The 26,658-nt window shown below is 67.9% G+C and carries 18 protein-coding genes and 1 tRNA gene; 6 read left to right on the top strand and 13 right to left on the bottom strand.

All coding sequences use genetic code 11. From position 1 onward, the window contains the following. Positions 1-36: 36 nt before the first annotated feature. From D7Y04_RS31655 to D7Y04_RS31615, 9 genes are all read right to left on the bottom strand, one after another. Positions 37-2,880 (bottom strand): ATP-binding protein, encoded by a 2,844-nt coding sequence (locus D7Y04_RS31655; protein WP_121761665.1) that lies wholly within the window; start codon positions 2,878-2,880, stop codon positions 37-39. After that, on the bottom strand, positions 2,880-5,786 hold the full coding sequence (locus D7Y04_RS31650) for a DUF1156 domain-containing protein (protein ID WP_121761664.1): 2,907 nt from the start codon (positions 5,784-5,786) through the stop codon (positions 2,880-2,882). Before D7Y04_RS31650 ends, D7Y04_RS31655 begins: the two co-directional genes overlap by 1 nt. Then, a complete protein-coding gene (locus tag D7Y04_RS31645) occupies positions 5,783-9,286 on the bottom strand; it encodes a helicase-related protein (protein WP_121761663.1) in 3,504 nt (1,167 codons plus the stop codon). Before D7Y04_RS31645 ends, D7Y04_RS31650 begins: the two co-directional genes overlap by 4 nt. A gap of 200 nt (positions 9,287-9,486) precedes the next feature. Beyond that, positions 9,487-9,568, bottom strand: a tRNA-Leu gene (locus D7Y04_RS31640). Positions 9,569-9,653: 85 nt separating this feature from the next. Next, entirely contained in the window at positions 9,654-10,052 is a 399-nt protein-coding gene (gene secG / locus D7Y04_RS31635) for a preprotein translocase subunit SecG (protein WP_121761662.1), read from the bottom strand. A gap of 84 nt (positions 10,053-10,136) precedes the next feature. Next, positions 10,137-10,898, bottom strand: coding sequence for a triose-phosphate isomerase (gene tpiA / locus D7Y04_RS31630; RefSeq protein WP_120568041.1), 762 nt, complete (start codon positions 10,896-10,898; stop codon positions 10,137-10,139). Positions 10,899-10,934: 36 nt separating this feature from the next. Further along, entirely contained in the window at positions 10,935-12,128 is a 1,194-nt protein-coding gene (gene pgk, locus D7Y04_RS31625; RefSeq protein ID WP_120594616.1) for a phosphoglycerate kinase, read from the bottom strand. 55 nt (positions 12,129-12,183) lie between these two features. Continuing rightward, positions 12,184-13,197, bottom strand: a complete 1,014-nt coding sequence (gene gap / locus D7Y04_RS31620) for a type I glyceraldehyde-3-phosphate dehydrogenase (protein ID WP_120568043.1) — start codon at positions 13,195-13,197, stop codon at positions 12,184-12,186. A 97-nt stretch (positions 13,198-13,294) separates the two neighbouring features. After that, on the bottom strand, positions 13,295-16,177 hold the full coding sequence (locus D7Y04_RS31615) for an N-acetylmuramoyl-L-alanine amidase (RefSeq protein ID WP_121761661.1): 2,883 nt from the start codon (positions 16,175-16,177) through the stop codon (positions 13,295-13,297). 80 nt (positions 16,178-16,257) lie between these two features. On the opposite strand from D7Y04_RS31615, the gene D7Y04_RS31610 reads away from it, so the two are divergent. Continuing rightward, positions 16,258-16,902: a diacylglycerol kinase gene (locus D7Y04_RS31610; protein ID WP_120594534.1), complete on the top strand. Its 645-nt coding sequence runs from the start codon at positions 16,258-16,260 to the stop codon at positions 16,900-16,902. 50 nt (positions 16,903-16,952) lie between these two features. Here D7Y04_RS31610 and D7Y04_RS31605 read toward each other — a convergent pair whose 3' ends face one another. Beyond that, a complete protein-coding gene (locus tag D7Y04_RS31605) occupies positions 16,953-17,351 on the bottom strand; it encodes a YciI family protein (RefSeq protein WP_233601653.1) in 399 nt (132 codons plus the stop codon). 194 nt (positions 17,352-17,545) lie between these two features. After that, the gene (locus tag D7Y04_RS31600; RefSeq protein ID WP_169820105.1) at positions 17,546-17,755 is read right to left on the bottom strand and encodes a hypothetical protein; all 210 of its coding nucleotides are present in this window, start codon (positions 17,753-17,755) and stop codon (positions 17,546-17,548) included. A 321-nt stretch (positions 17,756-18,076) separates the two neighbouring features. Here D7Y04_RS31600 and D7Y04_RS31595 point away from each other — a divergent pair, with 321 nt between their 5' ends. The 5 genes from D7Y04_RS31595 (at position 18,077) to D7Y04_RS31575 (ending at position 24,915) form a co-directional block, all read left to right on the top strand. Next, positions 18,077-19,672, top strand: coding sequence for an NAD(P)/FAD-dependent oxidoreductase (locus D7Y04_RS31595; protein WP_120594531.1), 1,596 nt, complete (start codon positions 18,077-18,079; stop codon positions 19,670-19,672). Between the two features lie 48 nt (positions 19,673-19,720). Next, the gene (locus tag D7Y04_RS31590; RefSeq protein WP_120578096.1) at positions 19,721-20,095 is read left to right on the top strand and encodes a hypothetical protein; all 375 of its coding nucleotides are present in this window, start codon (positions 19,721-19,723) and stop codon (positions 20,093-20,095) included. 127 nt (positions 20,096-20,222) lie between these two features. Further along, positions 20,223-21,362 carry a class I SAM-dependent rRNA methyltransferase gene (locus D7Y04_RS31585; protein ID WP_121761660.1) on the top strand — a complete coding sequence of 380 codons (1,140 nt, stop codon included), beginning with the start codon at positions 20,223-20,225 and terminating at the stop codon, positions 21,360-21,362. Positions 21,363-21,418: 56 nt separating this feature from the next. Further along, positions 21,419-22,939, top strand: a complete 1,521-nt coding sequence (locus D7Y04_RS31580; protein ID WP_121761659.1) for an HD domain-containing protein — start codon at positions 21,419-21,421, stop codon at positions 22,937-22,939. A gap of 5 nt (positions 22,940-22,944) precedes the next feature. Further along, on the top strand, positions 22,945-24,915 hold the full coding sequence (locus D7Y04_RS31575; protein ID WP_121761658.1) for an HD domain-containing phosphohydrolase: 1,971 nt from the start codon (positions 22,945-22,947) through the stop codon (positions 24,913-24,915). Here the strand turns inward: D7Y04_RS31575 and D7Y04_RS31570 are convergent. Continuing rightward, positions 24,902-25,678: a TatD family hydrolase gene (locus D7Y04_RS31570; protein WP_121761657.1), complete on the bottom strand. Its 777-nt coding sequence runs from the start codon at positions 25,676-25,678 to the stop codon at positions 24,902-24,904. The genes D7Y04_RS31575 and D7Y04_RS31570 overlap by 14 nt on opposite strands. Then, positions 25,675-26,649 (bottom strand): HEAT repeat domain-containing protein, encoded by a 975-nt coding sequence (locus tag D7Y04_RS31565; RefSeq protein ID WP_120594526.1) that lies wholly within the window; start codon positions 26,647-26,649, stop codon positions 25,675-25,677. The genes D7Y04_RS31570 and D7Y04_RS31565 overlap by 4 nt, the downstream gene beginning before the upstream one ends. Between the last annotated feature and the right edge of the window lie 9 nt (positions 26,650-26,658).

The following is a 26,658-nucleotide window of genomic DNA, read 5'->3' as shown; positions in this document are numbered from 1 at the left end:
AGTTACCCGCCGGAAAACACAGCGCCCCCGTCGGGTTCACTCCCAAAGCTTGCTCTTGAACCCGAGCGCCGCGGCGTTCTCGGTCACGGCGCGCTTGGTCTGGTCCGTCGCTCCGTTCGGGAAGTCCGCGGAGATTTCGACCGTCACCTTAACGGTCGCATTCGGGTCGGCCGCAAGCATCGCGATGATCTCCTCGGCGATCGAAACGAGCTTCATCTTCGCCGTCGCTGCGTTCACATCGATCGAGCCGAAGAACGCCTTCGCACGCGGCGGTGAAACACTTCCGGGCTTCTGCTGAGTTGGCGACTCAGTCCCGGTAAGCATGTCACCCCTCGCCGACAGCGACTTTGAGTCGGCTGCGTGTTCGGATTGCGTCGACTCTCGTTGCGCAGCTGCCGCCGCTGCATTCGCTTCCTCCGCAGCCGCGTACGCGGCTGCAGCCGAAGGTTCGACGAGTAGAAGGGTGTCGTCGAGTTGGACGCTGGCCGCGCCGAGGCGGAAGCCCTCGAGCTTGTCCCCGGCCTGCCCGTAGGCAATGCCGAAGAAGTCCTTCCCCGCAGCCCCCGTTGCGATGGCTTGCTCATACACGCCGCGGCTTTTCAAGCGCGGGAGATACAGGTACTTCTGCATGTCCTCCCACACCGACATCGCATTGACGACGGAGCGCCCGTCTTTCCAGTAGAGTTCGCACAGTCGATTCCGAAGGTGGATCGGCGACCACGTGCTGATGATGAGCTCGTTCTCATCGCAGACCCGGTCGATCTCAGCGCTGAGCGACGTCGCCCCCGTGTTGAGTGGAAATGCCTCGACCTGCATCTCGCGCTCGGTCGCTGCATGCATCACCGGACAGAGCACCCACTTGTAGCAGTCGCGCGCGGCGCGGATGGCTACCGCTTCCGCAGTCTCCGACTCCTTCTTTGCCTGGGCCTCCTGTAAACGATCGATGTTCAAGCGCCCGGTGACGATGTCGCTGACGATCGAGCCCCATGCCAGCGCGGTCCGTACGGCGTCACACAAGCGGCCGATAGCGCCGCCGTCGGGAGCGAGGAACACCAAGCGGTTGCCCTTGAAGCGGGGCTTCGAACCGTTGGCGCGTACGAACTCCTGCACGGCGTCGGTCACCGGTACGGCCATCTGCTTCGAGTAGGGGCGCTCGGGGTCGAGAACAACGAGCCGGAGCTGGCCGTCGTCGGGCACGTCGGCGTGGGGAGTGAAGACGTGCACCCCGTCGAAGAGCCCTCGCGCCGAGGTGAGTTTGGCAAGCACCTCAGCGATCTTGCCGCGCACCTCGTTCCGCTCGTCAAAGCGCCCCTTTCGGTCTTCCATCTCGCGCCGTAGGTTCGCGCGGGTATCAAACCAAAAGCGTGTGCTGTCGGCCGTCTTGTCTCCGGACGCATTCAAGTAGTGGAGGCGGTCGGCGAGCCGGTTCAGCGCGTCCGCGTAGAGCGAGGACGTTTGCCCGGGCTGAAGGCAGCCGAGCAGGATGCGCGCCCGATCGACACCACGGGTGACGTTCTTCGAGCCGGCCGATGACGGTGCGCTCCCGAAAAAGGTGGTTCGAGACACCCGGCGTGCTGCTTGCACCGCTCCGAACCGTGTCTCGCGGTTGTCGAGCTCAGCCGACTCAGCTCGATCGTCGTCCACGTCGCGGTCGAGCACCGGATCCCAGCCTGGGGGAAGATGAGACAGGAGTTCGTCGCGCGCTTTACCCCGGTACAGGGGCAGGCTGCTCGGCAAGACGAGGAGGTCCTTGTTCCCTTTGGCCCACAGCTCATGGATCACGTGCGCCATCAGCTTCAGCACGCCGCGGGTGCGCTGGAAGCTTTCAAGGCTCGACCAGTCCTCGTAGAGCCGGTCAAACACCTCAGGATGGATGGGGTACGCCTTCACGAGCCGATCGAAGTAACGGGCTTCCTGGGTCTCCGACGGGAGCTTCGCGCCCTCGTCGATGTAGAGGTTGGCGAACGCCCGGCACACTGCATCGCGCGCGGCGAGGTCGCCGATGGGCTCGAACAGACGACGACGCACGATCTCGAAGGACTCTTCGGTGGCGACCGGCTTCCAGAGCGCCTGCACGCGCCCGAAAGTCTTTCCCAGCGCTCGCAGGGCGATTACTCCACGGGAGCTGCCGGCCTCGACATCCGACTCCGGCAGCGACGCAAGCAGCATCGCGTTCGGAACCAGCTTCACCGCTTCGGTCAGCGCCTGGACGAAAGACAGGTTGCTGTCGTAGGTGCCACCGGAGAGCACCTGACTGTCGGGAAACTGGCGCACATAGGCGACGAGCTCGTCGACGAGCACCACGCACGGCGCATATCGACCGACGAGATTGCGGAGCGCGTCCTTGCCGGGCGAAGTGCCGGAGATATCGGCGGCACGCACCAGCTCGTAACCATCGGGACCTCCCAGCTGCCACGCGAGTTCGCCCCAAAGCGTGTGAACCTGGACCTTGCCGTGCTTCCAGGGCTGGCCCGGCGCGAGTGCGGTACCGTCCAGGATGGCGACCTTGGCCCGGGGCACGTCCATCACTCCCGCGTGGTCGAGGATCGCCGGGATGCCCGCGAGGTCGTTGAGCGACCCCTCGCGAGTGGCCAAGTGGAACACGGCGAGCATCGTGTGGGTCTTGCCGCCGCCGAAGGCGGTCTGGAGCTGCACCACGGGCTCGCCGCCCGAGCTATTGAGCCGCTGGGCGACCTGGGTCAGCAAGAGCCGCATCCCCTCGGTGATGTACGTGCGCGCGAAGAAGGGGCCGGCTTGCTGGTATTCCCGCGACGCCTCGCCGTTTCGCACAGCGGTGATGTCGGCGGCGAACTCGGACTGCTGGAAGGTGCCCTCCAGCACGTCCGGATGGGGGACTGCGATCTCGCGCCAGGGCTTCATCACGAATCTCCGAACAGGGCAAGCTGGGAAACGGGCTCGGGAACGGCGTTGGCTACGGTCTCGATGGCCGTCCACGACGTGACCAAGTCGTTGTACGCACGTGCGTCCTCGGCCCAGCCGCGACGCTCGCACACGGTGTATAGGCGGTACGCAAGCTGGCGGATGGCCTCGGCCTTACCCTTCACGGCGCCCAAGATCTGCCCAGCTCCGGTCTCGCCGTCCTTGCGGAACTCACGGGTGAGTTGATGCAGCGCCTCCCACACCGGAAGCCGCTTGTCGGTGCGAGGGTCCCAGTCTTCGGGGTACTCGACCGGGCGCAGCAACCGCACCTTACCGCTGCCGCTAACAAGCACGCCGGCTTGGTCTAGGCCGCCCACGCTCGTCGCCTTCGCGCGAGCCAGCACGTCGGCATCTCCGTACGCGCCCTCAGCCCAGCCGTGCTGATCAAACCAGTGCAGACAAAACTGCGTGTCAGCGTCAAAGTCATCCTCGGCGAGGAAACGGTTGATGATCTGCAGCGCCGTCTTCACGCTCATGGGCGTGCCGTCGGACTCAAGCACGGCGGCGTACTTGGAGAACACCGCCATGCCGGGGCCTATGATGGCCTGGGAGAGGTCGACGGGCGCGACAGGCGAGCGATCGTCGCCAGCCCCCTTCGTCATCTCGTCGAGGGCTTCGGGAAGCACAGCGTTGAGTTCGCGCAAGAACTCGCGGCGGGAGATGGTGGCGGCGGTGTGGGGGCGATTGCGGCAGACCAGGACGATGCTGGAGGCAAGAGCGTTGGTTCCCGAGCCGATCATGCGATTGCCGAGCTCCGTCCGCATTGGCCAGGTTCCGGTGAGCGCGAAGCCAGCGCTCAAGACTGCTTCAAGAAATGTCTCCCAACCAGTGGATGAGGTTCCCTGTTCGCCCTTTGTCTCAGACTGTTTGAAAGCGTAGTAAATGGTGACAGGCGACGATGGATGGGACCTGACTGCAAGCCCGCTCATCGCAGCAGTCATTCCTTCAAGGAAGAACTGTTCTGCCTTCTCCTTCGAGCCGTGACGGTAAGGAGTTGCAATAAGCTCCTCACTCTTAGGAACGGCTATGGTTGCAAACAGCGACGGCAGCACGTTGCGTAGCGATCGTCGCAACCAAACGTAGAAGAAATCAGACAGGTCCGCGTAGCCAATGTTGTCGTAGTACGGAGGATCGGTCGAGACGATGGCCGGACTAGCAAAAGCCGAGCGCGCATCCGACTGTAAGGCAGTTGACGGGGGCGCGGTGGGGAGGAACCCGATGGATTTCGCGACCCACTCAACACTTGGACTCCAAGTACCAGAAGACATACAGAACACGTTGCCCTCGCCATAATCCCAGGTCATGGGAATCGCTTGGCGCGCGAAAGTGTTTCGAAGCTGCAGCTTCGATGGGCTTGAGTCCCAAGTTGCAATTGTTGTATGGCGGTCCACAACGCGATCGACGGCGAAGGAGAGATAGATGCCAACGGCATCACTATAGGCTTGCGCCCCACTCCCACCCTGCTCCAGCCCCGCGTCGTCGTTGGGCAGTCCGGCAGCAACTGCATGCCGCACAGCGTGAGCACGCGCCTCACCTACTAGATCCGAGAACGTCGTCAATGCGACGAGTTGGCGAGGTGTAAAGAGGTCGCCAAACGTGGTGAGGCCATAATTCAGCGTCCAGAAGTTCCTTGGGTCGTCCGGCAGTCCCAGTTCAGGCTTCCACACCGGAGTTGCCTGGGCCGCGACTCGCTCGTGCTCGATGGTGGGGTCGAGGTAGATGCGCGCACGGCTTCCCTCTGCGACTACCGCGAGCAATCTCGCTCCGAGGCGCCCCGCAAGGCCTTCCGCCTTGATATAGTTAGGCTCGATAGCAGCCCCAGAGACCAAGCAGCGGAAGTTAGCACCACGTCCAAGCTTGGTCCCGTCGGCCGCACCTGCCGGTGGCTTGTTATTTCGAATAACGAACCGGTACCGGTCGCCCTCGACCACCGGATCAACCCACGCCTCCTTCCCCTCCTTTGTCGCGAGCACGAAGCTCGACACTAGGGGAACGTCGATATGGCTGAAAGCCGGGTTTGGGCTCTTGACAGTGCGAGCCCACAACCATGCGATGACCGTCAGCTCCTTCCCCACGAGCCCCTTTAAGTCCGATCGCTCGATCGCCATCTCGGCGGTGACCTTCACCTTAGGGTAGAGGTGCCCGATGCGCCTCTCTGCCTCCTCGCGCATCCACGCGCCGTAACGGCGCACGTCCTCCGCGAGCCCCTGGGTGCCCTTCCACGTCTGTAGCTTCGCCTCCTGCTGCGCATCGGGATGGACGGGCGGGCGGCCCGCGAACTTTGGCGGGATCTCGATCATCGCCTTGTTGATCAGCACGGCGACAGGGTTCAGGTCGGACGCGACCGATTCCAACCCGAGGCGCTGGGCCTCCAGCGGAATGGCGCCACCTCCCGCGAATGGGTCATGAAAAACCGGCAACTTGTCCGGATTGAACAGCGTTACTGCGTCCGGATGGTCGCGGTTCAGCTCACAGATGTCGCGCCACGACTGTCGGATCTCCGCACGCGCCTTCTTGAGCACGTCGTCGTTCGTCGTGTTCTCCCACTTGACCAGCTCAGAGATGAGCCCGAACAGGTAATTCCGCCGCTGGGTAAAGCCGCCGCGCTGCTGCAGGGACGGCTTCTGCCCGGGGTTCTGTTGCTCCCAAAGCGACGCCGGGTCATTCACGAGTTGGCCGAAGAGCACCGCGCGCGCAGCGGCGAGCGGACGACGTGCCCACCACAGGTGCAGAGTGCTCGGGTGCCCGTGACGGATTGACTTCTCACGCACGGCCTCTTTGTTGATGGCGTCGAGCGGGAGCGCGACCTCGATGAGCTTCTTCGGGGACTTGATCGGATGGGTCATGACTTCTTGCGTTCCGCGCGATCGAGGAGCGCCTTGATGTCGAAGGTGATCGACGACACGCCCCAGCCAGGCTCGGTGTCAAAGGGATTGCGAAGGTAGAACGGACCATCAACGGAGTCGTCGTCACCGACGAGCACGATGGCGAGGCGGAACTTGTCCGCTTGGTTCAGCGCGTAGAGCATCTCGTTGCGCGTCACCGTGATGGTGCTGGCCCCCTTCACGCGGCCTTTCACCTCGATGTGCCGCGCCTGCGGCTGCTTGCCGTCCAGCGACGTCGGGTAGGAGGTGAGGTCCCATCCGCACTTCTGCGCGGAGACGTCCACGACGCGGCAACCCTGCGCCTCTTCGGCGGCTCGCACTGCCCGCATCGCCAGTTGCTCGATTCGGCTGCGTGCGAGGGGGTCTGCGGAGAACACGTCGCCGGACAGAGCCTCTCCGCGCAACTGCCGCAGGAGGCCCATCGGGATTACCAGAGCGCCGCCGATCGCGACAGGGGTGGCCGATGCGACGTGTCGCATGGCCTGCAGTTCGCGGCGGCGGTTCTCAAGGCGGCCTTCGAGGTCCATCACCGTGCGACGCGCGTTCTCGAGGTTGAGGCGAACATCCTTGCCCGCTTCCTGGTCCTCGCGGAGCTTCATCCACCGGTCGGACCAGTAGTTGATCTCCTTGCTGAGCCGCTCGTGCACGGCTGCGAGGGTCTTGTCGACATGAGCGATGCGGCGCGCCGCGACCTCCTGAAAGTGCTCCGGAACGAGCGTCGATGCGGCGAGCGTCAGCGCCTTCTGCTCAAGGTCGGCGCGAATCCAGTCGGACTCGAGGACGCCCTTGAGCCGAGTACGATCGGCGTCGTCGATCGGCTGTAGGTCCAGGTGGGGTGCCCATCCGGCAAAGCTCGCCTTTCCATCGGCGTCCACACGTACGAACTGGAGACGCTTCGAGAGCGTGTGGCCGTCGCCCGACTTGATCTCGTGGGTGAGTAAGAAGAGCAGGTGCGGTGAGACTTCTTCGGCTGCCGGATCGACGAGGATGGCGCCTTGACGGAGCAGGTTGGCGTGCTGATCCAGCACGATATCGGTCACCGCCAACATCAGCGGGTGTCCGGGATGAATCATGCTCGCCATCACCAGCCCAGGCTTGTCGGTGCGAACGGCATCCTTCGTGAAGCAGACGCGCTCGTAGCGTTTCAGGACGGGGGTGATGTCACGACGGTTGCGGCCGGTGATCTGGCGGTCCCGCTCGCGAATCGCTGTCGGGACGTAGGACACCTCGAAGCGTCCAGCTTCGCGAGGATGGATCGAGCCGCCGAGAGCCTCGAAGGCATTCATGAAGAAAGAGCGGATGAAGAACGGCTGGAGCCGACGTGCCTCGGCCTTCTCCATCTCCTCCTTCACTGCGAAGAGGCGCTCAGCGCTCATCGATTCCTGTGCGAGAGCGTTGCGATCGAGGATCGTGCGCAGGTGCCCCGTGTCGAGTGCCTTCTCGACCTTCTGGTAGAGGCGCGCGCGAATCTCTGGCTGGTCGCCGTAGCGAATGGCCTGGAGTAGTAGGTCCTTGAGACTGGTCTCTTCGAAGACCTCGCCCAGGATGTCGAATACGCGGCCCTTCAGCGCCTCGCTCTCGACCGAGAGTTTCTCGAGAAGGCGATGGTATACGTTGCCTTCGCGCGTCTCCTTCGCAACGAGGTTCCAGAGGTGGCAGACTTCCTGCTGACCGATGCGATGAATGCGACCAAACCGTTGTTCCAGCCGGTTCGGGTTCCATGGCAGGTCGTAGTTGACCATCAGGTTGGCGTTCTGGAGGTTCACGCCTTCGCCAGCCGCGTCCGTTGCAATGAGCACGCACACCTCGGGATCGGAGCGAAATAGTGCTTGCACGCGCCGACGCTCATCGCGGTGGGTTCCTCCGTGAATGGTGACGATCGCGTCGGTGTTGCCAAGCACGCCCCCGACCTTCTGGTGAAGATAGTTCAGCGTGTCGCGGTGCTCAGTGAAGATAATGAGCTTGCGCAGCCGACCGCTGGCGTCCCGCATGTGCGGGTCGTCCTGGAGGATTCGAGAGAGTTCTTCCCATTTCCGGTCCTGGCCCGACGCAACCACGTCGAGCGCGCGTTTCTCGAGCGCCTGCAGGACGAGCACCTCCCCCTCAAGCTCTCCGATAGTCTTGGCGGCAGTCGCCTCATCGACGAGCGCTTCCTCAAGCCGCTCCTGCTCGTCTGCGTTGAGCTCGTCCTCGTCCTCCGGCGCGACAGGGATGGTCTCCGCGAGCGAACGGCGCCTCGCGCCCAGCTTCTCCTCGCGCAGGCGACGCTCAAGCCGTGCGTGGCGTCGCTTGAGAGACTGGTAGATGGCCTCGGGACTCGAGGCCAAGCGCCGCTGAAGCGCGGCGAGAGCGAACCCGACGGAACCACGACGCTGACCGTCGAGCTCGTCGGCCTTGCCCATTTGCTCCTTCACGTAGGTCGTGACCTTCTCGTACAGGGCAGCTTCGAGATTCGAGAGCTTGTAGTTCACCGTGTAGGCGCGGCGCTCAGGGAAGAGTGGCGTGCCGTCAAACTTGACGAGTTCCTCCTTAACCATGCGGCGCATGAGATCTGAGGTGTCAACCTTGTGCACTCCATCGCGGAACTTGCCGTAGAAGCGATCGGAGTCGAGCAGCGACAGGAAGAGCTGGAAGTCCTCTTCCTTGCCGTTATGCGGGGTTGCGGTCATCAGCAGCAGGTGCCGCGTGTGAGCCCCGAGCTTCTCGGCAAGATTGAACCGCTTGGTGCGCTTGAGCTCTTTTCCGAAGAAGTGGGCTGAGAGCTTGTGCGCCTCGTCGAACACGACCAAATCCCAGCTCGCAGCGCAGAGCTTGCCGTGTAGGTCCTCGGCTCGAGACATCTGATCGAGGCGGACGATGAGGTGATCGACGTCCTCGAACGGATTTCCACTAGGCGAAGCGAGCTCGAGATCCTTCGAGAACACACGGAACTCAAGCCCGAACTTCTCGAAGAGTTCGTCGCGCCACTGCTCAACCAAGCTACCCGGTGCGACGATCAACACTCGCCGCGCGTCCGCGCGCATGATCAGCTCGCGGATGTAGAGACCCGCCATGATCGTCTTGCCTGCGCCGGGGTCGTCCGCGAGCACGAAGCGCAGTGGCTGCCGCGGGAGGAGCGACTCGTAGACGGCGGTGATCTGGTGAGGCAGCGGGTCCACGTTCGAAGTGTGTACGGCCATCATCGGATCGAAGAGGAACGCAAGGTCGATCCGCTTCGCTTCAGCGGTCAGCTGGAACGCTGCACCGTCGCCATCAAAGGACCAAGGGCGCGCCGAGGTCGCGATCTTCAGCGAGGGCTCGTCATCGCGCGAAAGCAGTCGCTCGCGAAGCGCGCCATCCGGGAGACGGTAGACGAGTTGGAGCGAGTTGGGCGGGATTGCGATGGCGGCAACCACCATCACTACGCTCGACGGCTCGACGCCCTCAAGGCTCGCGCCTGGTAAGATCTCCTCAAGCTTCATGGCGCCCCCTCTCGCCGGTCCCTCGGACGCCTAGTAATCATCGTCTCGGTCCTCCTCGCTGCGGTCTGCGCCGCCGCACACCGGAACTGGGCTAATCCCCCCGACTGCGCCCGAGGGCACGCAGGGGCTCACGGCTAGCAGGCCACAGCCTGGAAATGAAAAAGCCCCCAAGTCACAAGGACTTGGAGGCTTAATCGGAGTGCCCAGGGCGGGATTCGAACCCGCACACCTTTCGGCGCCACCCCCTCAAGATGGTGTGTCTACCAGTTCCACCACCTGGGCGTTTCGGCGGGGTCCATCTACCGGACCCCGTGGATTCACGCAACAACCAATTCAACGGTCGCGTGAATCCGATGCTTCCTGACGACTACGGCGCGGGCGTCGTCGGCGCGGGAGCCGGCTGGCCCTCCGCCGGCGGCGTCGCGGAACGCTCCTGCTCCACCGCTCCAGGCGCCGCCGGAGCCGGCGTCGTGGCTCCCGGGGTCGCCGGGGCCGTCTTCGCCGGCGGCGTCGCCACCGAACCCGCGGCCACCGAACCGCGCAGGCCCACGAACGACAGGCCCAGCGAGGTCAGGAAGAACAAGCCGGCGCAGACGCCCGTCAGCTTGCTCAAGAAGGTCACCGCGCCGCGCCCACCGAAAGCGCTCGTCGCGGCGCCGCCACCGAGGGCGGAACCCATGCCGGCGTCCTTCCCCGGCTGCAACAAGATGACGAAGATCATGAACACGCAGAGCAGGACGTGCACGATCGTGAAGAAGGTCAGCATGGGTGTTCCAAACGCTCCGTGAAAAGAGGGCGCAACCTACACAAAGTGGTCAACGGGTGACAACTTCTAACGGGGATACCGGCTTCAGCCAGCCGCCTTCACGATGGCCACGAAGTCCGCCGCCTTGAGGCTCGCTCCCCCCACGAGCGCCCCGTCCACGTCCGGCTGCCCCAGCAATTCCGCCGCGTTGTCCGGCTTCACGCTACCGCCGTACTGGATACGGACCCGCTCGGCCGTCCCCTCGTCGTACATCCGGGTCAGCAGGCCTCGGATGGCCGCGTGGACCTCCTGCGCCTGCGCCGTCGTCGCCGTCCGGCCCGTCCCAATCGCCCACACCGGCTCGTACGCCATCACGAACGTCGCCACGTCCGCCCCGGAGAAGCCCTCCAGCGCGCCCCGCACCTGGCGCTCCACCACCGTGAGCGTCTGGTTCGACTCGCGCTCGGCCAGCGTCTCTCCCACGCAGACGATGGGCGTCATCCCGGCGGCCTTCACCGCCTTGGCCCTCTTGTTCACCGTGGCGTCCGTCTCACCGAAGAACTGCCGGCGCTCCGAGTGCCCCACGATGACGTAGGCACACCCCAGCTCCGCCAGCATCGGCGCGCTGATTTCACCCGTGAAGGCGCCCGAGGACTCCCAGTGACAGTTCTGCGCCGCCAGTTGCAGGGGCGCCCCCTCCAGCGCGACGTGCAGGGGCTGCAACGCGACGAACGGGGGCGCGATGGCCACCTCCACCTTGTCGCCCATTGCCGCCACCGCGCCGCGAAGCTCCCGCACCAGCGCGAGCGCTTCCGGCACCGTCTTGTTCATCTTCCAGTTGCCAGCGACGATCTTCCGACGAGCCATCGAGGTGTCTCCCCCGGTGCGTACCGCGTGGGTGCCCTACTTCGTCTCCAGCGCCTTGATGCCAGGCAGCGGCTGGCCTTCCAGGAACTCCAGCGACGCGCCACCACCCGTGGACACGTGGCTCATCTTGTCCGCGTAGCCCATCTGCTCCACCGCCGCCGCGCTGTCGCCGCCGCCAATCACCGTGACGGCGTCCTTGTTGATGGACATCGCCGCGGCCACCGAGCGCGTGCCTTCCGCGAACTTGTCGACTTCGAAGCGGCCCATGGGCCCGTTCCAGATCACCGTCTTCGCGTCGCGGATGCGCTGCGTGTACATCGCGCGCGTCTTGGGACCGATGTCCAGGCCGATCATGTCCGCCGGCACCACCTGATCCGGCGTCTCCTTCACCGGGCCCTTGCCGTCGATGTCCGCGCAGACGATGTGGTCGATGGGCAGCACCAGCGGCGTCTTCAGGCGCTTGGCCGTGTCCAGCAGCTTCGCCGCCAGCGCCAGCTTGTCGCCCTCCTCCACCCGGCTCTTGCCCACTTCGATGCCCTGCGCCTTCAGGAAGGTGTACGCCATGGCGCCACCCACGAGCAGCGCGTCCACCTTGGGCAGCAGGCTCTCGATGACCTTGATCTTGTCGCTCACCTTGGAGCCGCCCAGGATGGCCACGAAGGGCTTCTGCGGATTGCGCAGCACCTTGTCGCCCAGGTACTCGATCTCCTTGCGCATCAGGAGGCCGGCCGCCTTCTCCTTCACGAAGGGCACCATGCCGGCCGTGGACGCGTGCGCGCGGTGCGCCGTGCCGAACGCGTCGTTGACGTAGACGTCCGCCAGCGCCGCCAGCTCGCGCGAGAAGGCCTCGTCGTTCGCCTCCTCCTCCTTGTGGAAGCGCAGGTTCTCCAACAGGAGCACCTGCCCCGCCTTCAGGTCATTCACCTGCTTCTTCACGTTGTCACCCACGCAGTCGTCCGCGTGGATGACCTCGTGCTTGCCGCCCAGCAGCTCCGCCAGCCTCTCCGCGACGAGCACGGTGGACAGCTTGGGGTCCGCCCCCTTGGGCCGACCGAGGTGGGACGCCAGGATGACCTTGCCGCCCATCTCCAGCGCGCGCCTGATGGTGGGGAGCGCTTCACGGATGCGGGTGTCGTCGGTGATGCGGCGCCCCTCCAGCGGGACGTTGAAGTCCACGCGGATGAAGACGCGCTTGCCGGTCAACTGCAGGTCATCGATGTAGCGGATCATCTTGGGTGTCCCTTGTGCCTGTCTCGGTCAGCCTGGGGTGCCGGTGCGGCGCGACTTACGCCACGCCCTTGGACACGAGGAACTTCGCCGTGTCGACCATGCGGTTGGAGAAGCCCCACTCGTTGTCGTACCAGGCCATGACCTTGACCATGTTGTCGCCCATCACGAAGCAGTTGGTCGCGTCGAAGATGGCCGAGTGCGGGTTGCCGTTGTAGTCCACCGACACCGTCTGCGCGTCGCTGAACTCCAGCACGCCCTTGAGCGCGCCGTTGGCGGCGGCCTTCATCGCGGCGATGACCTCTTCGGCCGTGACCTTCTTGGTGGTGTTCACCGTCAGGTCCACCAGGGACACGTTCGGGGTGGGGACGCGGACGGAGATGCCGTGCATCTTGCCCTTGAGCGACGGGATGACCTCACCGATGGCCTTCGCGGCGCCGGTGCTGGTGGGGATCATGGAGAGCGCGGCGGCGCGGGCGCGGCGCATGTCCTCGTGGGTGAGGTCCAGGATGCGCTGGTCGTTGGTGTAGCTGTGCACCGTCGTCATCAGGCCCTTCTCGATGCCGAAGTTGTCCACCAGCACCTTGGCGATGGGCGCCAGGCAGTTGGTGGTGCACGAGGCGTTGGACACGATGTGGTGCTTGGCCGGGTCGTACTCGTTCTGGTTGATGCCGTACGCGATGGTCAGGTCCGGGCCCTTGGCCGGCGCGGAGATGACGACCTTCTTGGCGCCCGCGGCCAGGTGCTTGGCGGCGGCGTCGCGCGCGGTGAAGCGGCCGGTGCACTCCAGCACCACGTCCACGTTCATGCTCTTCCACGGCAGCGCGGAGGGGTCCTTCTCCGCGGTGACGGCGATCTCCTTGCCGTTCACCACGATGCCCTTGTCCGTGTGGGAGACCTCGCCCGGCCACGTGCGGTGCACGGAGTCGTACTTGAACAGGTGGGCCAGCGCCGACGGCTTGTCGAGGTCGTTGATGGCGACGATCTCGAGGTCTTCCTTGCGGCTGAGCGCGGCGCGAAGGATGCAGCGACCGATACGACCGAAGCCGTTGATGGCGAGCTTGATGGCCATGGTGTTTTCCGTCTCCTTGAAGGAGTGGGCCTTCGCGGCCCACCGTCATGAATCTCGTAAAGAAGGCGGGCGACCGTAGGCAGGCGCCCCCGCCGAGTCAACGCTTCGCGTGGGCCGCTTTCGCGCGTGCACGCCGGAGCTGAACAATCACCCCGACCAACAGCCAGAGCCCGGAGGCCGTTCCCGCGCCGGCCCCGCATCCGCAGCCGCTGTCCCCCTTGGGGGAATAGTCATTGGGGAGCGCCGGAATGACCGTGGGTTGCGGCTCCGGGTCCACCGGGCCCGGGTCCACCGGCGGATGCGGATCCACCTCCCGCACCGCCACACAGGAAGACAGCGGCCGGGGGCTGACCGCGGGCGTCACGTCCGCGTCGGGCAGGGCCGGCGCCTGGGTGACGAGTCCTGAACGCACCAGGAACGCGCCCACCAGCCGCGACCGCTCACGATTGGACGCAAGGCCCTCGAACGGGAAGCCCAGCACCAGCACCTGGCCCGCTGGCGCCGTGCCCGCGGAGAGCACGCCCGCGCCCAGCGACGTGCCGGTGTAACGCAGCACGTCCGCGCCGCCACCCGTCGGTGCCAGCACGTCCGTCACCCCCACCGGATAGGCGCCGAGCGTCCCATCCGCCAGCGGCGTGGCCGCCAGGTCCGCGAGGAGCCCGCCCGCCGAGCCCTGCACCCGGGCCACCGGCGCCCCCGCCGCGATGGACGCCCGGAGGATGTCCGTGAGGAACAGCTTGTCGTCCGCGCTACCGGCCGCGAGCGTAGACACCGTGCGTCCGCCCGACAGCATCAGGTGCCCGCCCCCCGTGACGAACGCGCGCAGGGCGTCCTGCTCCGTCCGCGTCAGTCCCGCGCCCCCCACCCCTCCGCGCCCGGTGGACCAGTCCACCAGTTGGTAGCCCGCGGGCGACACCAGCCCCGCCGCCACCGCGTTGCCCGTCGCGCTATCGAAGGCCACCGCCGACTGCGCGAACGCCGCGCCGTGCTGGCGCAGGTAGCTGCCGTCGTTCATCGCATCCAGGTAGACGCGCAGCGGGGCCTCCAGGTCGTACGGCGTCTCCAGCTCCTCGCCGCACGCCACCGTCCGGTCCAGGCGCTCGTACGCGTTGACCATCAGCACCGGCGCCGTGTCCCCCACCCTCACGCCCACCGTAGCGGACGGGAAGGACTCGCCGCCCGCGTTCACCGCGGCCACTCGGAAGTAGCGCAGCGTGCCGGACGACAGCGTGACGGTGGCCGACGTGTTCTGGACCTCCGTGCCCTCGTCCCAGCCGAAGCCGTCCGCGCTCTGGTAGAGCCGGTAGCCCGTGGGGGCGTCGCGTCCTTCCTCCGATGCGACCTGCGGAGGCGCGGTCCACTTCACCTCCACCGCGCCGGGCGTCGCGTTGCGCGCCACCACCGCTCCCGGCGTCTCCGGCGGGAGGTGCACCGCCGCGCCGTCGCGGGTCGCGAAGTACTTGATGAGTCCCTGGGTGATGGCTCGCGCGGCCACGTGGCGGACGCGGGCCTCCTTGAGGTTCGCCGCGTCCGTCGTGTTGTCGTGGTACGCCATCTCCAGGAGCACGCTGGGCATCTCCGGGTTGTGCGAGGGGTTCACCTCGCCCAGGTTCGCCGAGCGCAGGCTGCGCACCCGCCAGTTCGGATCCACCTCGCGCTTGATGTCCGTTTCAATCTGCGACAGCAGCGCGCGCGCCATCACGTCGCTGTCCTTCACGCCCGTGAAGTTGAGCGTGCCGTCCACCGGGTTCGGTCCGTAGACGTAGGCCTCCGTCCCCCGAATCGTGCCGGACGTGCCCGCGTTGGTGTGCCACGCGACGTAGACGGCGTCCTCGCCCTCCTCATGCAGCCACGCGGCGAAGCGTGGCCGGGACGTCACGTCCGCGTTGCGCTCGTTGGACAGCGCGTTGGCTCCCGACGGCGCGTACACGCTGAAGGGCGCCCCGCTGTACTGCACGTGGTAGCGCCCGCTCTCCTCGAAGCGCGGACGCAAGAGCGGCCCCTGCGCCGCGTCGCCCATCAGGCCCCGTCCACCGCCCAGCCGCACCGCGTCCACGGACAGCGTGGCACCCGTACCCTGCGCCGAGTCGTTCTCCAGCACCACCGCGCCGGACTCCGGGTGCTGGCCCGCCTTGAAGTAGAAGCGCCCCAGCAGCACCCACGTTCCGCCGTGGCGCTGCTGGTTCACGCGGAAGTGGCTCTCCCCTCCCGCGTGCTTCACCACGTAGTGCGCGTCCGTCGCGCGCGTGGGGTCGGAGCCGTAGGAGACGTAGACGTTGTAGGCCGCATCCGCCGGCACGTCCGGCGTCCACGTCACCTTCGCGGTGGAGGTGGCCGCCGTGTCCAGCGTGCGCGTGGTGCCCAGCGTGAAGGGCTCCACCCCGTTGCCCATGGGCACGGGCGGAGGCGCCCAGCCCTTCTGCGTGGAGGCGTGGAAGCGCGCGGCGTCCCCGTCCTCCACGTAGCCCGTGCCGCCGTTGTCCACGGTGGCGATGAGCGGGTTCAGGTCCGTCTCTCGCACGGACACCACCGTGGCGCCCGCCGCCATCAGCATGGGCTGCAGCTCCTGCGACACCACCTCCACGGAGATGAAGTCCTCCACCACACCCCAGGTGTTGGGCCGCTGCGTCGCCCAGCGCTTCAGGCCGTTGTCGCGATAGAAGCCGTGGCCCGGGCTCAGGTAGATGACCTTGCCGGACAGCGCGCCCTCGCCCCGCCGCGTCTGCGGCACGCCCGCCGTCTTCACGTTGGACTTCGCGGCTCGCGTCTCACGCCGCACCACGGCGGGCGCGTCCGGCGACAGGCGGCGCTGTTCGTGCGCTCGGGGCGCCGGAGCTGGCAGGTATTGAACACCCGGCGGCTCCAACCCCAGGTCGTCGCCTTCAAAAGCTTCAGGAGTGCCCGGCGCATGAGCGAGGACGGAGGTGCACAGCAGGGTCAGCGCCAGCGAGCGCGACCAGGACGGAAGGAACGTTCGCATCACGCGACCGACCTTACCCCTTCACTCCCCCGCTTCAATCGGACCCGTGGGTGCTAGCCTGCCCACCCCTTCACCTTCCGATGACCGTTCCTGTAACCCCCCGTCCCCAGTTTCCCTCCCGCCGCAGCAACGGCCTGTTCGCCTCGTTCGGACATGCGTGGGCAGGGCTCATCCACACCGTGGCATGGCAGCGCAACATGCGCATCCACCTCATCTCCGGCGTGCTGGTGGGGCTGGTGGGCAGCGGCATCCCGCTGGGCCTCGCGGAGAAGGTCACGCTCATCTTCTGCGTGCTGCTCATCTTCTTCGCGGAGATCCTCAACAGCGCGCTGGAGCAGCTGGTGGACCTGGCCGTGCAGCAGTTCGACGAGAAGGCCCGGCTCACCAAGGACGCGGCGGCCGCGGGCGTGCTCGTGCTCGCGGGCGGCACGGTGGTCATCTTCGCCGCCATCCTGATCAACTACTGGGAGACGGTGCGCACCAGCACCGACGCCATCTTCCGGCAGGTCGCGCTGGGTGTGCCGCTGGCCGCGTGCGCCACGGTGCTCGTGCTGCCTCAGCCGAGGCCCGCCGCGGTGGATGCGCTCGCGTTCCTGCTGTCGCTGGGGCTGCTTGCGCTGACGGCGTTCACGTCCGCGAGCCTCGTCTTCACCGCGCTCACCGCCGCGCTGCTCGTCATCGCCGCCGCCGCCGCCCGCGAGCGCCGTCGCCACCCCCAGCCCTGAAGGCCCGAAGACGACCCGGCGCGTCGCGCGGCCACGAAAAACCGACGGCCTCAGGCGACGCCGAGCTTCTCGCGCGTCTGGGCATCGGTCGACAGGGCCTCGGCCATGTCCTCTGCCTCGAAGAACGGCCGGATTTCGATCACGTTCCGGCCCGACATGGGGTTGGGGCAGCGCTTCGCCCAGGCCACGGCCTCATCCATGTCCTTGACCTTCCAGATGGAGAAGCCGGCGATCAGCTCGCGGGTCTCGGTGAACGGCCCGTCCATGACCGTGCGGCCGGGACCTTCACAGGCGATGCGCTTGGCTTCGGAGGAGGGCTTGAGGCCGGCGCCAGCCACCAGGATGCCAGCCTTGACCAGCTCTTCGGTGTACCGCTCCATCGCCTCGAACGCCTCGGGCGTGGGGGGCACGGCGTTTTCGCTGTCCTCATTGGCGATCATGAACACCATCACCCGCATCGTCTGTCCCCTGGTTTGAGCCGGCCCTGAATGGCGTCTCACCACGGCGACGAACAGGCGTGTCGGAGATCGACAGCGTTCTTGCGAATCTTTGTGGAGCCCCCCGTCACCTCGCGGGTGGGGCGCCCGGAACCAGTCCGGAGCCCGCTCACCCGCGGAGGGTTGATGCGCTGGATTCTAACGGGCTACACGCGCTGCTGAAAGCCTGCCCCGGAGTCGGGGGCTGGCGTCGACTGGGCGGCGACCGCCTTGTCGCCTTCCTTCAGGTCGGTCGTCACGAGCTCCAGGAGTTCCGTCGCGATGCCGATGACCTGGTGCGGCGTGTAACCGCTTGCGCGCAGCTGGTTGAAGAACGTGCGCGCGAGGATGCGGGTGCCCTTCTGGTCGGTGCTCACGGGAATTGCCTCCGGAATCGGCGCCAACTGTCCGGCGCCGCAACTGCGTGGGAGTCCGGTCTTCAACCTCCGTGCCAGCCGTTCTCTTCCGAACGGATTCTCCAGCAGTCCTGAGGGGTTGAAGCCCGGAAATGGACGGCACGGAACGTGGAAGGTGCGAAGGGGGTTACGCACCCGGACGTCCGCCCTGCCTGGAACGGCGTTGCCGGGTGTAACGGCGGGTACGCACCCACCCCACGGGGCATCTTGTCTTTTCAAGTGCTTGCATTCCCTCCGGGGGGTGGAGCACATACGCGCCCACCACCGAGGAGTCAGAACACAATGGCGTACCGGGTGAACAACATCGGGCTGTGGCTGGACGAGCCGGAGGAGCTGCTCGGCCAGCGCGCCGCGGAGAAGCTGGGGGTCACCCGGAGCGACCTCGCGTCCGTGCGGGTGGTGCGCTCGGTGCTGGATGCGCGCAAGAAGGGCAGCCCGCGTTACATCTACACACTGGAGGTGGAGCTGGCCCCGGGCGGCAAGGCGCCGCGGTTGCCCCCGGATGTGAGCGAGGCCCCGCCCCCGCCGGAAATGCCCACGCGCGTGAAGGAGCCGGAGAAGCTGCCGCTCATCATCGGCACCGGACCCGCGGGGTTGTTCTGCGCGCTGGGCCTGCTGGAGCGTGGCGTGCGCAGCATCCTGCTGGAGCGCGGCAAGGAAGTGGTGACGCGCCGCAAGGACGTGGCCAAGCTCATGCGCGACGGGTCGCTCGACCGCGAGAGCAACATGAACTTCGGCGAGGGCGGCGCGGGCGCGTACACGGACGGCAAGCTGTCCACGCGCATCAACCACCCCATGGTGCGCAAGGTCATTGAAGCCTTCGCGAAGTACGGCGCGCCGGATCAAATCCTCATCGAGGGCAAGCCGCACATCGGCTCCGACCTGCTGCCCGGCGCGGTGGCGAAGCTGCGCGACGAGCTCATCGCGGGCGGCTGCCAGGTGCACTTCGAGCAGCGAGTGGATGACCTGCTCTACCGCGACGGCCGCATCGCGGGCGTGAAGATGGCGGACGGGCGCACGCTGGAGAGCGACCGCGTCATCCTGGCGCCGGGCAACTCCGCTCGCGAACTGTACGAGCGCTTCGCCGCCGACGGCCGCGTGAGCGTGGAGGCCAAGCCCTTCGCGCTGGGCTTCCGCGCGGAGCACCCGCAGTCGCTGATCAACGGCATCCAGTACGGCTCCGCGGCGAAGCACTCCAAGCTGCCGCCGGCGGACTACAAGCTGGCGGAGAACCTGGACGTGGACGGCGAGGTGCGCGGCGTCTACTCGTTCTGCATGTGCCCCGGCGGCATTGTCGTGCCCACGCCCACGGAAGAGGGGCTGCAGTGCACCAACGGCATGAGCAACTCGCGGCGCAACGCGAAGTTCGCCAACGCGGGCATCGTCGTGTCGGTGTCCGTCGCGGACTTCGCGCGCGAGGGCTTCCACGGGCCGCTCGCGGGCCTGGAGTTCCAGCGCCACTGGGAGAGCGAAGCCTACAAGCTGGGCGGAGGCCGCTTCTTCGCGCCCGCGCAGACGATTCCCGACTACCTGGCCGGCCGCGTGAAGAAGGACCCGGGCGACACCAGCTACCGCCCGGGCCTGGCGCACACGGACCTGAACAAGCTCTTCCCGGAGCGGCTGACGCAGTCGCTCAAGGCTGCGCTGCGCACGTTCGACCGGAAGATGAAGGGCTTCATCAGCGACGAGGGGAAGCTCATCGGCATCGAGAGCCGGACGTCCTCCCCCGTGCGCATCACCCGGGGAGACGACCTGCAGTCCGTGTCCATGCGTGGCCTGTACCCCGTCGGTGAGGGCTGCGGCTACGCGGGCGGTATCGTGTCCTCCGCCATTGATGGACTGCGCGCCGCTGAGCAGATTGCCACCGAGCTGGCTTGAGGTCCCCGCCCCCTTCCGGGCAGGGTAGGCCGGGAGGGAGGAAGACCCATGGCGTACCGCGTGCGCACTCCGGATGGTGAGCTGATGTTCCCTTCGCTGGGCGACATCGAGCGCGCCTATGTGCAGGGCCTGGTGGACCCGGACGACGAGGTGCGCGAGGACGGCGCGGAGAAGTGGCGCAAGGCGTCCTCGCTGCCCGTCCTGGCCCGGGCGAAGAAGCCCCATGGCCAGGACATGTCCAAACGCGCCCAGACGCTCACGGTCGTGGGCGCGGTGGCGGCGGGGGTGCTCGCGCTCGTGTTGCTCTTCACCGGCACGAACTGGAATGTCCGGATGATGGGCATTGCACTGGCCCTGGTGGTCAGCGGAATGCTCACCCGGGTGTCCTTCAAGGCATACAAGCGGCCTCCGCCCGTCCTCTAGCGACGCTTACTCCCCTGCCCTCCGGGGCAGCGGCACGGCCCTCGCCGCCAGCAGGCCCCACACGGCCCATGTTTGATGGAAGGCACCCCGCGGGGCGCCTTCCATCGCGCTGGAGGAGGACCGCACCTTGCTCAGCACCTACCTGTCCCGAGAAGCCGCCCGCAAGCTGCGCCATGGCGCCCCCTGGCTGCGCCGCGAGGACATCGTCTCCATGGAGGGCGAGCCGCAGCCCGGCACGCCCATGCAGCTGAAGGACGAGGACGGGCATGTCCTGGGGCTGGGAGACGTGGACCTCCAGGCCTCGTACGCCGTGCGCCGCCTGGGCCTGCCGGACGAGTCCGTGGAAGGCATCATCCCCCGCCACGTGCGCCACGCCTTCGAGCGGCGCGGCCGGCTGGTGGATGATCCGCGCTTCTGCCGCATCGTCAACGACGACGGGGACGGGCTGCCGGGCCTCATCGTGGACCGGTATGATCAGCACTTCGTCGTCCAGACGCTCACCCGCTCCATGGACGCGCGGCAGGAGGAAATCACCCGCACGCTGGGAGAGGTGACGGGGGCGGCCTCCGTGCTGCTGCGCAACGACACGCTCCGGCGCAAGGCGCTGGGTCTGCCCGCGCAGCGCCCGCACGTGATGTACGGCACGCCGCCGCGCTGGTGTCGCCTCTTGGAGATGGGCGCGCGCTTCACCGTGGACCTCACCTACGGCCGGGGCACGGGCTACGGGTACGACCACCGCGAGCTGCGCCGCTTCCTGAGCCGCACCGGCAACGGGGACCGGGTGCTGGACGTGGCGTGCAACGTGGGCGGCCTCTTCGTCCACGCGGGGCGGCATGGGGCGAAGCAGATTCTCGCATTCGACGGCAACGCGGACGCGGCGGACCTGGCGCGGGAGAACGCGGAGGCCAACGGGCTGCTCGGCCGGGTGACGGTGGAACAAGGCGAGCCGCTGGCCGTGCTCCGGGCCCTCAAGGACACCTTCGACCTGGTGCTGCTCGACACGCTGGGGGTGGCGTCCGAGGAGGACTTCATCGACCAGGTGCGGCTGGCCCTGCGGCGCACGCGCCATGGGGGACGGCTGCTCGTGGTCGGTTATCACCCACCGCTGGCGCTGGGCTCATTCACGGAGTGCGTGGCCACGGCCTGCGAGCAGGAGGCGCGCATCGCATTCCGGCTGGTACGGATGGGACTGCCGCCGGACCACCCGGCGCCGGTCGGCTCCCCAGTGGCCGAGTACCTGGAGGCGGTGGCGCTCGAGGTGAGCTGAAGCCCGTGCTGATTCGCCCTCGACGGGCCCTCCTCGGTGTTAGTGTCCGCGCCGCGATGACAACCGAAAACGAATCCCAGGCCGCGACCTCTTCCACCCCGGAGGCTTCCGTCGAGACCGTCCGCAAGGTGTACGCGGCGGACCTGCGCGAGAAGGACCGGGTCAACACCGTCTTCCGCGTCACCAAGAAGGAGAAGGTGAACGCGCGCAGCGGCAAGGTGTTCCTGTCGCTGTCCCTGGCCGACAAGAGCGGCACCGTGGACGCGCGCGTGTTCGACAAGGTGGACGCGCTCGAGCCCGCCTTCCAGAGCGGTGACTTCGTCCTCGTGCAGGGCAGCGTCATCGTCTTCCACGGCCGCACCCAGGTCGTCGTGGAGGCCGTGGAGCGCCTGGATCCGGAGCCGCTCGACCCCAAGGAGTTCGAGCCGCCCCCCGCCCCGCCCGCCGAGGCGAAGGCCGAGTCCAAGTCCGGCGACGCGAAGTCTGGCGAGGCGAAGTCCGAGTCCAAGTCTGGCGACGCGAAGGCCGAGTCCAAGTCTGGCGACGCGAAGCAGGCTGAAGGCAAGGCCGAGCGCCACGAGGGTGGCGGCGGTGGCCCGCGCGCGGTGGGGCAGATCCGCGAGCTCATCACCGAGCGCGTCAACGACCCGTTCGTGAAGCAGTTGCTGCTGGCGTTCCTGGACGACGCGCAGGTGTCCGCGGCGCTGCCGGTGGCCTCCGCGGCCAAGGGCGTGCACCACGCGTGGCGCGGCGGGCTGGCCGAGCACGTCCTGTCGGTGATGCGCCTGACGCTGCGCGTGTCGGACCACTACCCCATGGCGGACCGCGACCTGCTGCTGGCCGGCGCGTTCCTGCACGACGTGATGAAGGGCGGCGACGGGGCGTCCGACAAGGGCTTCGACACCTCCGACGAGGGCCGGCTGGTGGGCCACGCGGTGCTGGCCGCGCAGAAGATCCGCGAGAAGACCCTGGGCATCCCGGGCTTCCCGCCGCTCCTGGAGCAGCACCTGACGCACCTGGCGATCTCCCAGGGGACGTCCGGCGCGAAGGTGCCGGTGACGCTGGAGGCGCAGATCGTCGACACGCTCAGCTCGCTCGACGCGCGCATCTCCTCGTGGGTGGAGGCCATGCAGCGCGACCCGAACGAGCGCTGGACGGACCACCTGCGCGCGTACGACCGCTCCCTCTGGAAGGGCTTCGTGCCCACCGGCCGCGGCCGGGCTCCGGTGGAGGGCGGCCGCCGCAAGCACCGCGAGGAGAAGCGCAAGGCGCGCGCCGAAAAGGGCCCGTCCGCTCCTGCCGGCGAGGGCGCTGCCGCCCCCGCGTCCCAGGAGGCCCGTCCGGAGCGTCCGCCGCGGCCTCCGCGCGAGCCCCGCGCCGAGCGTCCGCCGCGTGAGGACCGTCCGCCGCGCGAGGACCGTCCTCCCCGCGAGCCCCGCGCCGAGCGTCCGCCGCGCGAGGACCGTCCTCCCCGCGACCCCAAGAGCCTGCCCGGCGAGCTGACCTTCAAGCCGTTCAGCGCGCTGGCGCCGACCCCCAAGTCCGGTGGTGAGGGTGGTGGCTCCTCGGAGGGCTGAAGTCCATGGCGAAGCGGCTGGGAGAGCGGTTGATTGAGGCCGGCCTCGTGACACCGGGGGCCGTGGAGCAGGGTCTGGAGCACCAGAAGATCACCGGCCACAAGCTGGGGGACTGTCTGGTGGAGCTGGGCCTGCTCCAGGAGGCCGCGCTGCTGCGGCTCCTGGCCAATGAGTTCCAGACCCGCTTCGTCACCGCGGACAAGCTGGCCAAGGCCCGCATCGACACGAAGGTGTTGGACAAGCTGCCGGTGCGGCTGGCGGAAGCGCAGAACGTGCTCCCGCTGGCCGTGGATCCGGAGCGCAAGCTGCTCTCGGTGGTGGCCGCCGAGCCGCAGAACAAGTCGCTGCTCGACGAGATTGCCCTCGTCACCGGCATGTCCGAGGTCTACGCGTACATCGGCCTGCGCAGCGCCATCTCCGCGGCCATCCGCAAGCACTACTACGGCGACCCCACGGCGTTCTCCGCGCTGCTGGAGGGCCCCTCCGCGAACAATGGTCCGCGCCGTCCGGACACCCCGTCGAACACGCACGTGGGCGCGGAGCCCGGGCGCAGCGGGAGCTCCGCCGGACGCAGCAACGCCACCAGCCTGAGCATGCGGCTGGAGACGGACGCGCGGATGCGGCTTCAGCGCGGCGGCAGCGGCACCAACGTGGCGCGCGTCTCCACGCAGCGGCGCGAGCCGGGCGGCCCGCGCGGGCTCATCAGCGACACGGACTACGTGGAGACGCTGAGCCTGATGGTGGGCCTGCTGGAGCAGGACAGGCCCCGGCACCGCGGACACTCCGCGCAGCTGGCGCGGCAGGCGGGCATCGTCGGCCAGCGCATGGGCATGCCCCACAAGGAGCTGGCGGCGCTGTCCATCGCGGCGTACCTGCACGACCTGGGCAAGCCCCCGGAGCGGCACTTCTCGCTGGCGAGCAACGCGGCCAATCCGGAGTGGAAGGCCCAGGCGAAGGCGTGCTGCCGCGCGCCCACGAAGCTCTTCGAGACGGTGCACCTGCCCGCGCAGGTGAACACCATCCTCGCGCAGCTGTACGAAGCCTGGGACGGCTCCGGCACGCCCCAGGGCGCCAAGGGCGAGGACATCACCCTGGGCGCGCGCATCCTGGCGGCGGTCGACAGCTTCCTGGAGCTGACCAAGAACCCGGGCAACGCGCACGGCCGCGTCTTCAACAAGCAGCAGGCGCTGGAGCACCTGAAGAAGAACGCGGGCGTGCTCTACGACCCGGTGGTGGCGGACATCGTCGGGCAGCTGCAGAGCGGCGCGCTGCTGGTGCACCGGCTGGCCAGCGAAGGCCGCCAGGTGCTCATCGCGGAGCCGGACGAGGCCACGCGCGGCGAACTGTTGGAGGCTGTACTCAAGCAGGAGCTGGTGGCGCACGCGCTGTCCACGCTGGACGGCGCGCTGGACGGCCTGTCCCGGCAGGACTGCGACGTGCTGGTGGTGAGCCTGCGGCTGGGCCAGCAGGAGGTGATGGACCTGCTGGAGGCCGTGCGCTCCATGCCGGAGAGCGCGGGCCTTCCCATCGCCGTGGTGGGCGAACCGGATGCCCAGGCGCGCGAGCGGCTGCTGATGGCGGGCGCGACGGCGGTGCTCTCCCCGAGCGACAAGGCGGAGGTCGCCCGCACGGTGCTGTCCCTCTTCCAGGACCGCGTGCAGCACAACGGCCCGGGCCGGGTGGTGCGCGGCAGCTTCGACGAGCTGCCCCCCAAGGAACTGTTGCGCACGCTGGGCGGCGGAAAGAAGAGCGGGAAGCTCCAGCTGCGAAGCCACACGCTGGAGGGCTCGCTGCACCTGGAGCGCGGGCGCGTGGTGCACGCGGCGTTCGGCGGCCACGCGGGCGAACCCGCGCTGCAGGCCCTGCTGAAGCTGAAGCAGGCGGACTTCGTCTACGACCCGGACGCGCTGCTGCTGGACATGCCGCAGTTGGACCAGGACCTGGAAGCCCTGGCCAACGCGCTCACTCCAGCGTGAGGTTGAAGAGGCGGGCCGCGTTCGCCGTGGTGACGCGGGCCACCTCTTCCAGCGACACGCCCTTCAGCTCCGCCACCTTCTTCGCCGTCTCCAGCACGTGCGCGGGCTCGTTCTTGCGGCCGCGGTGGGGCACCGGCGCGAGGTAGGGACTGTCCGTCTCCACCATCAGGCGCTCCAGCGGCGCGAAGCGCACCGCGTCCTGGAGGGCCTCCGTCTTCTTGTAGGTGACGACGCCGGACAGCGACAGGAAGAAGCCCCGGTCCAGGTACTTGCGGGCCGCGGCCGTGTCGCCGGTGAAGCAGTGGATGACGCCGCTGGTAACGGCCTCCGCGGCCAGGGCCGCTTCGCAGTCGTCATGCGCGTCGCGCACGTGCACCACCAGCGGCTTGGACAGGCGCTTCGCGAGCGCGCACTGCCGCCGGAAGACGGTGGCCTGAATCTCGCGCGGCGAGCGGTCGTAGTAGTAGTCCAGCCCGGCCTCGCCCACGGCACGCAGCTCCGGGCGGGCGCAGGTGCGCTCCAGCATCTCGAAGTCCGCTTCGGTGGCGCGGGCGGCCTCGTGCGGGTGGATGCCCAGCGTGGGCGACAGGAAGTCCGGGTGCCGGGCGGCGACCTCCAGCGCGTGGCCCCAGTCACCGGGGCCGTGGAACTGCCCCACCAGCACCGCGTGCACCAGCCCCGCGGCCCGGGCGCGCTCCAGCACCGGCGCCACGTCCGCGTAGTCCTTCGGCTCCAGGTGGCAGTGCGCATCAACCAGCTTCATGGCTTCTCCTGAAACAGCTCTTCCAACTCAGTCCGTGCCTCTTCCGAGGCGAAGGTGGGCACGGCGGCGCGCAGGCGCTCCATGCCCTCCGCCACGCCCAACCGCCACACGCCGTCCGCCGCATCCAACCGGTCGTCCTCCGGCGCGCTCCGGTCTTCCAGCACGGCGAGCAGCCAGGGCAGCGCCTGTGCATCTCCCAACCGGCCCAACCCGCGCGCGGCGGCGCCACGGCACGGGTCCTTCGCGTCCGCGAGGATGTCCTTCAGCCGCTCCAGCGCGCCGGGGACCTTCAATTCACCGCACAGCTCCACCGCGAGCGCCCGGTCCGCGCTCCACTTCTTGCGCGTGCGCTGCATCAGCCAGTCCGCGCCCTCCGGGTCGCCCAGCTTCAGCAGCACGCCCGCGGCCTGCGTCTTGTCGAACGCGGGCAGCAACCACTTGCCGAAGAGACGCTTCACCGCCGGCAGTGCCCGCGCGTCCTCCAGCTCCGCGAGCGCGCCCAGCGCCCGGAAGCGCAGCGTGTCCACGTCCAGCGCGGCCACGAGCACGTCCAGGCCGGCGGGGTGCTTGAGGGCGGCGATGCCTCGCGCGGCCTCGAAGCGGACCTCCGGCGTGGGGTCCTCCAGCATTCCAGCCAGGGCGCCACGCGCGTGCGGCAGCGCGAGGTCCGCCAGCCGTCCAGTGGCCTCCAGCCGCACGCGGGTGTCCTCGTCGCGCAGCCTTGGCAGGAGCATGTCCGGGAGCTGCTCCGGCGGCAGGATGACGGACGCCAAGCTTACGCCCGAGCGGCGCACCTCTGGCTGCGCATCCCCGAGCAGCCTCACGAGCACGTCCGTGAACTCCGCCGCGTGCGCGGGCTCCTCCGACGCAATCTGGAACAACAGGTCCGCCGCCTCGGCCCGGCTCGCCGGCCGCTTCTCACGCTCCAGGGTCAACAGAGCGCGGTCCCGCTCGGCACGCCAGTCCGCCACGTCTCGTCA

The sequence above is a fragment of the Corallococcus sp. AB038B genome, assembly GCF_003668955.1.
Taxonomy (GTDB): Bacteria; Myxococcota; Myxococcia; order Myxococcales; family Myxococcaceae; genus Corallococcus; species Corallococcus exiguus.
Note: the sequence above shows the minus strand (reverse complement) of the source record. Positions and strands in the feature narration are given on the sequence as shown.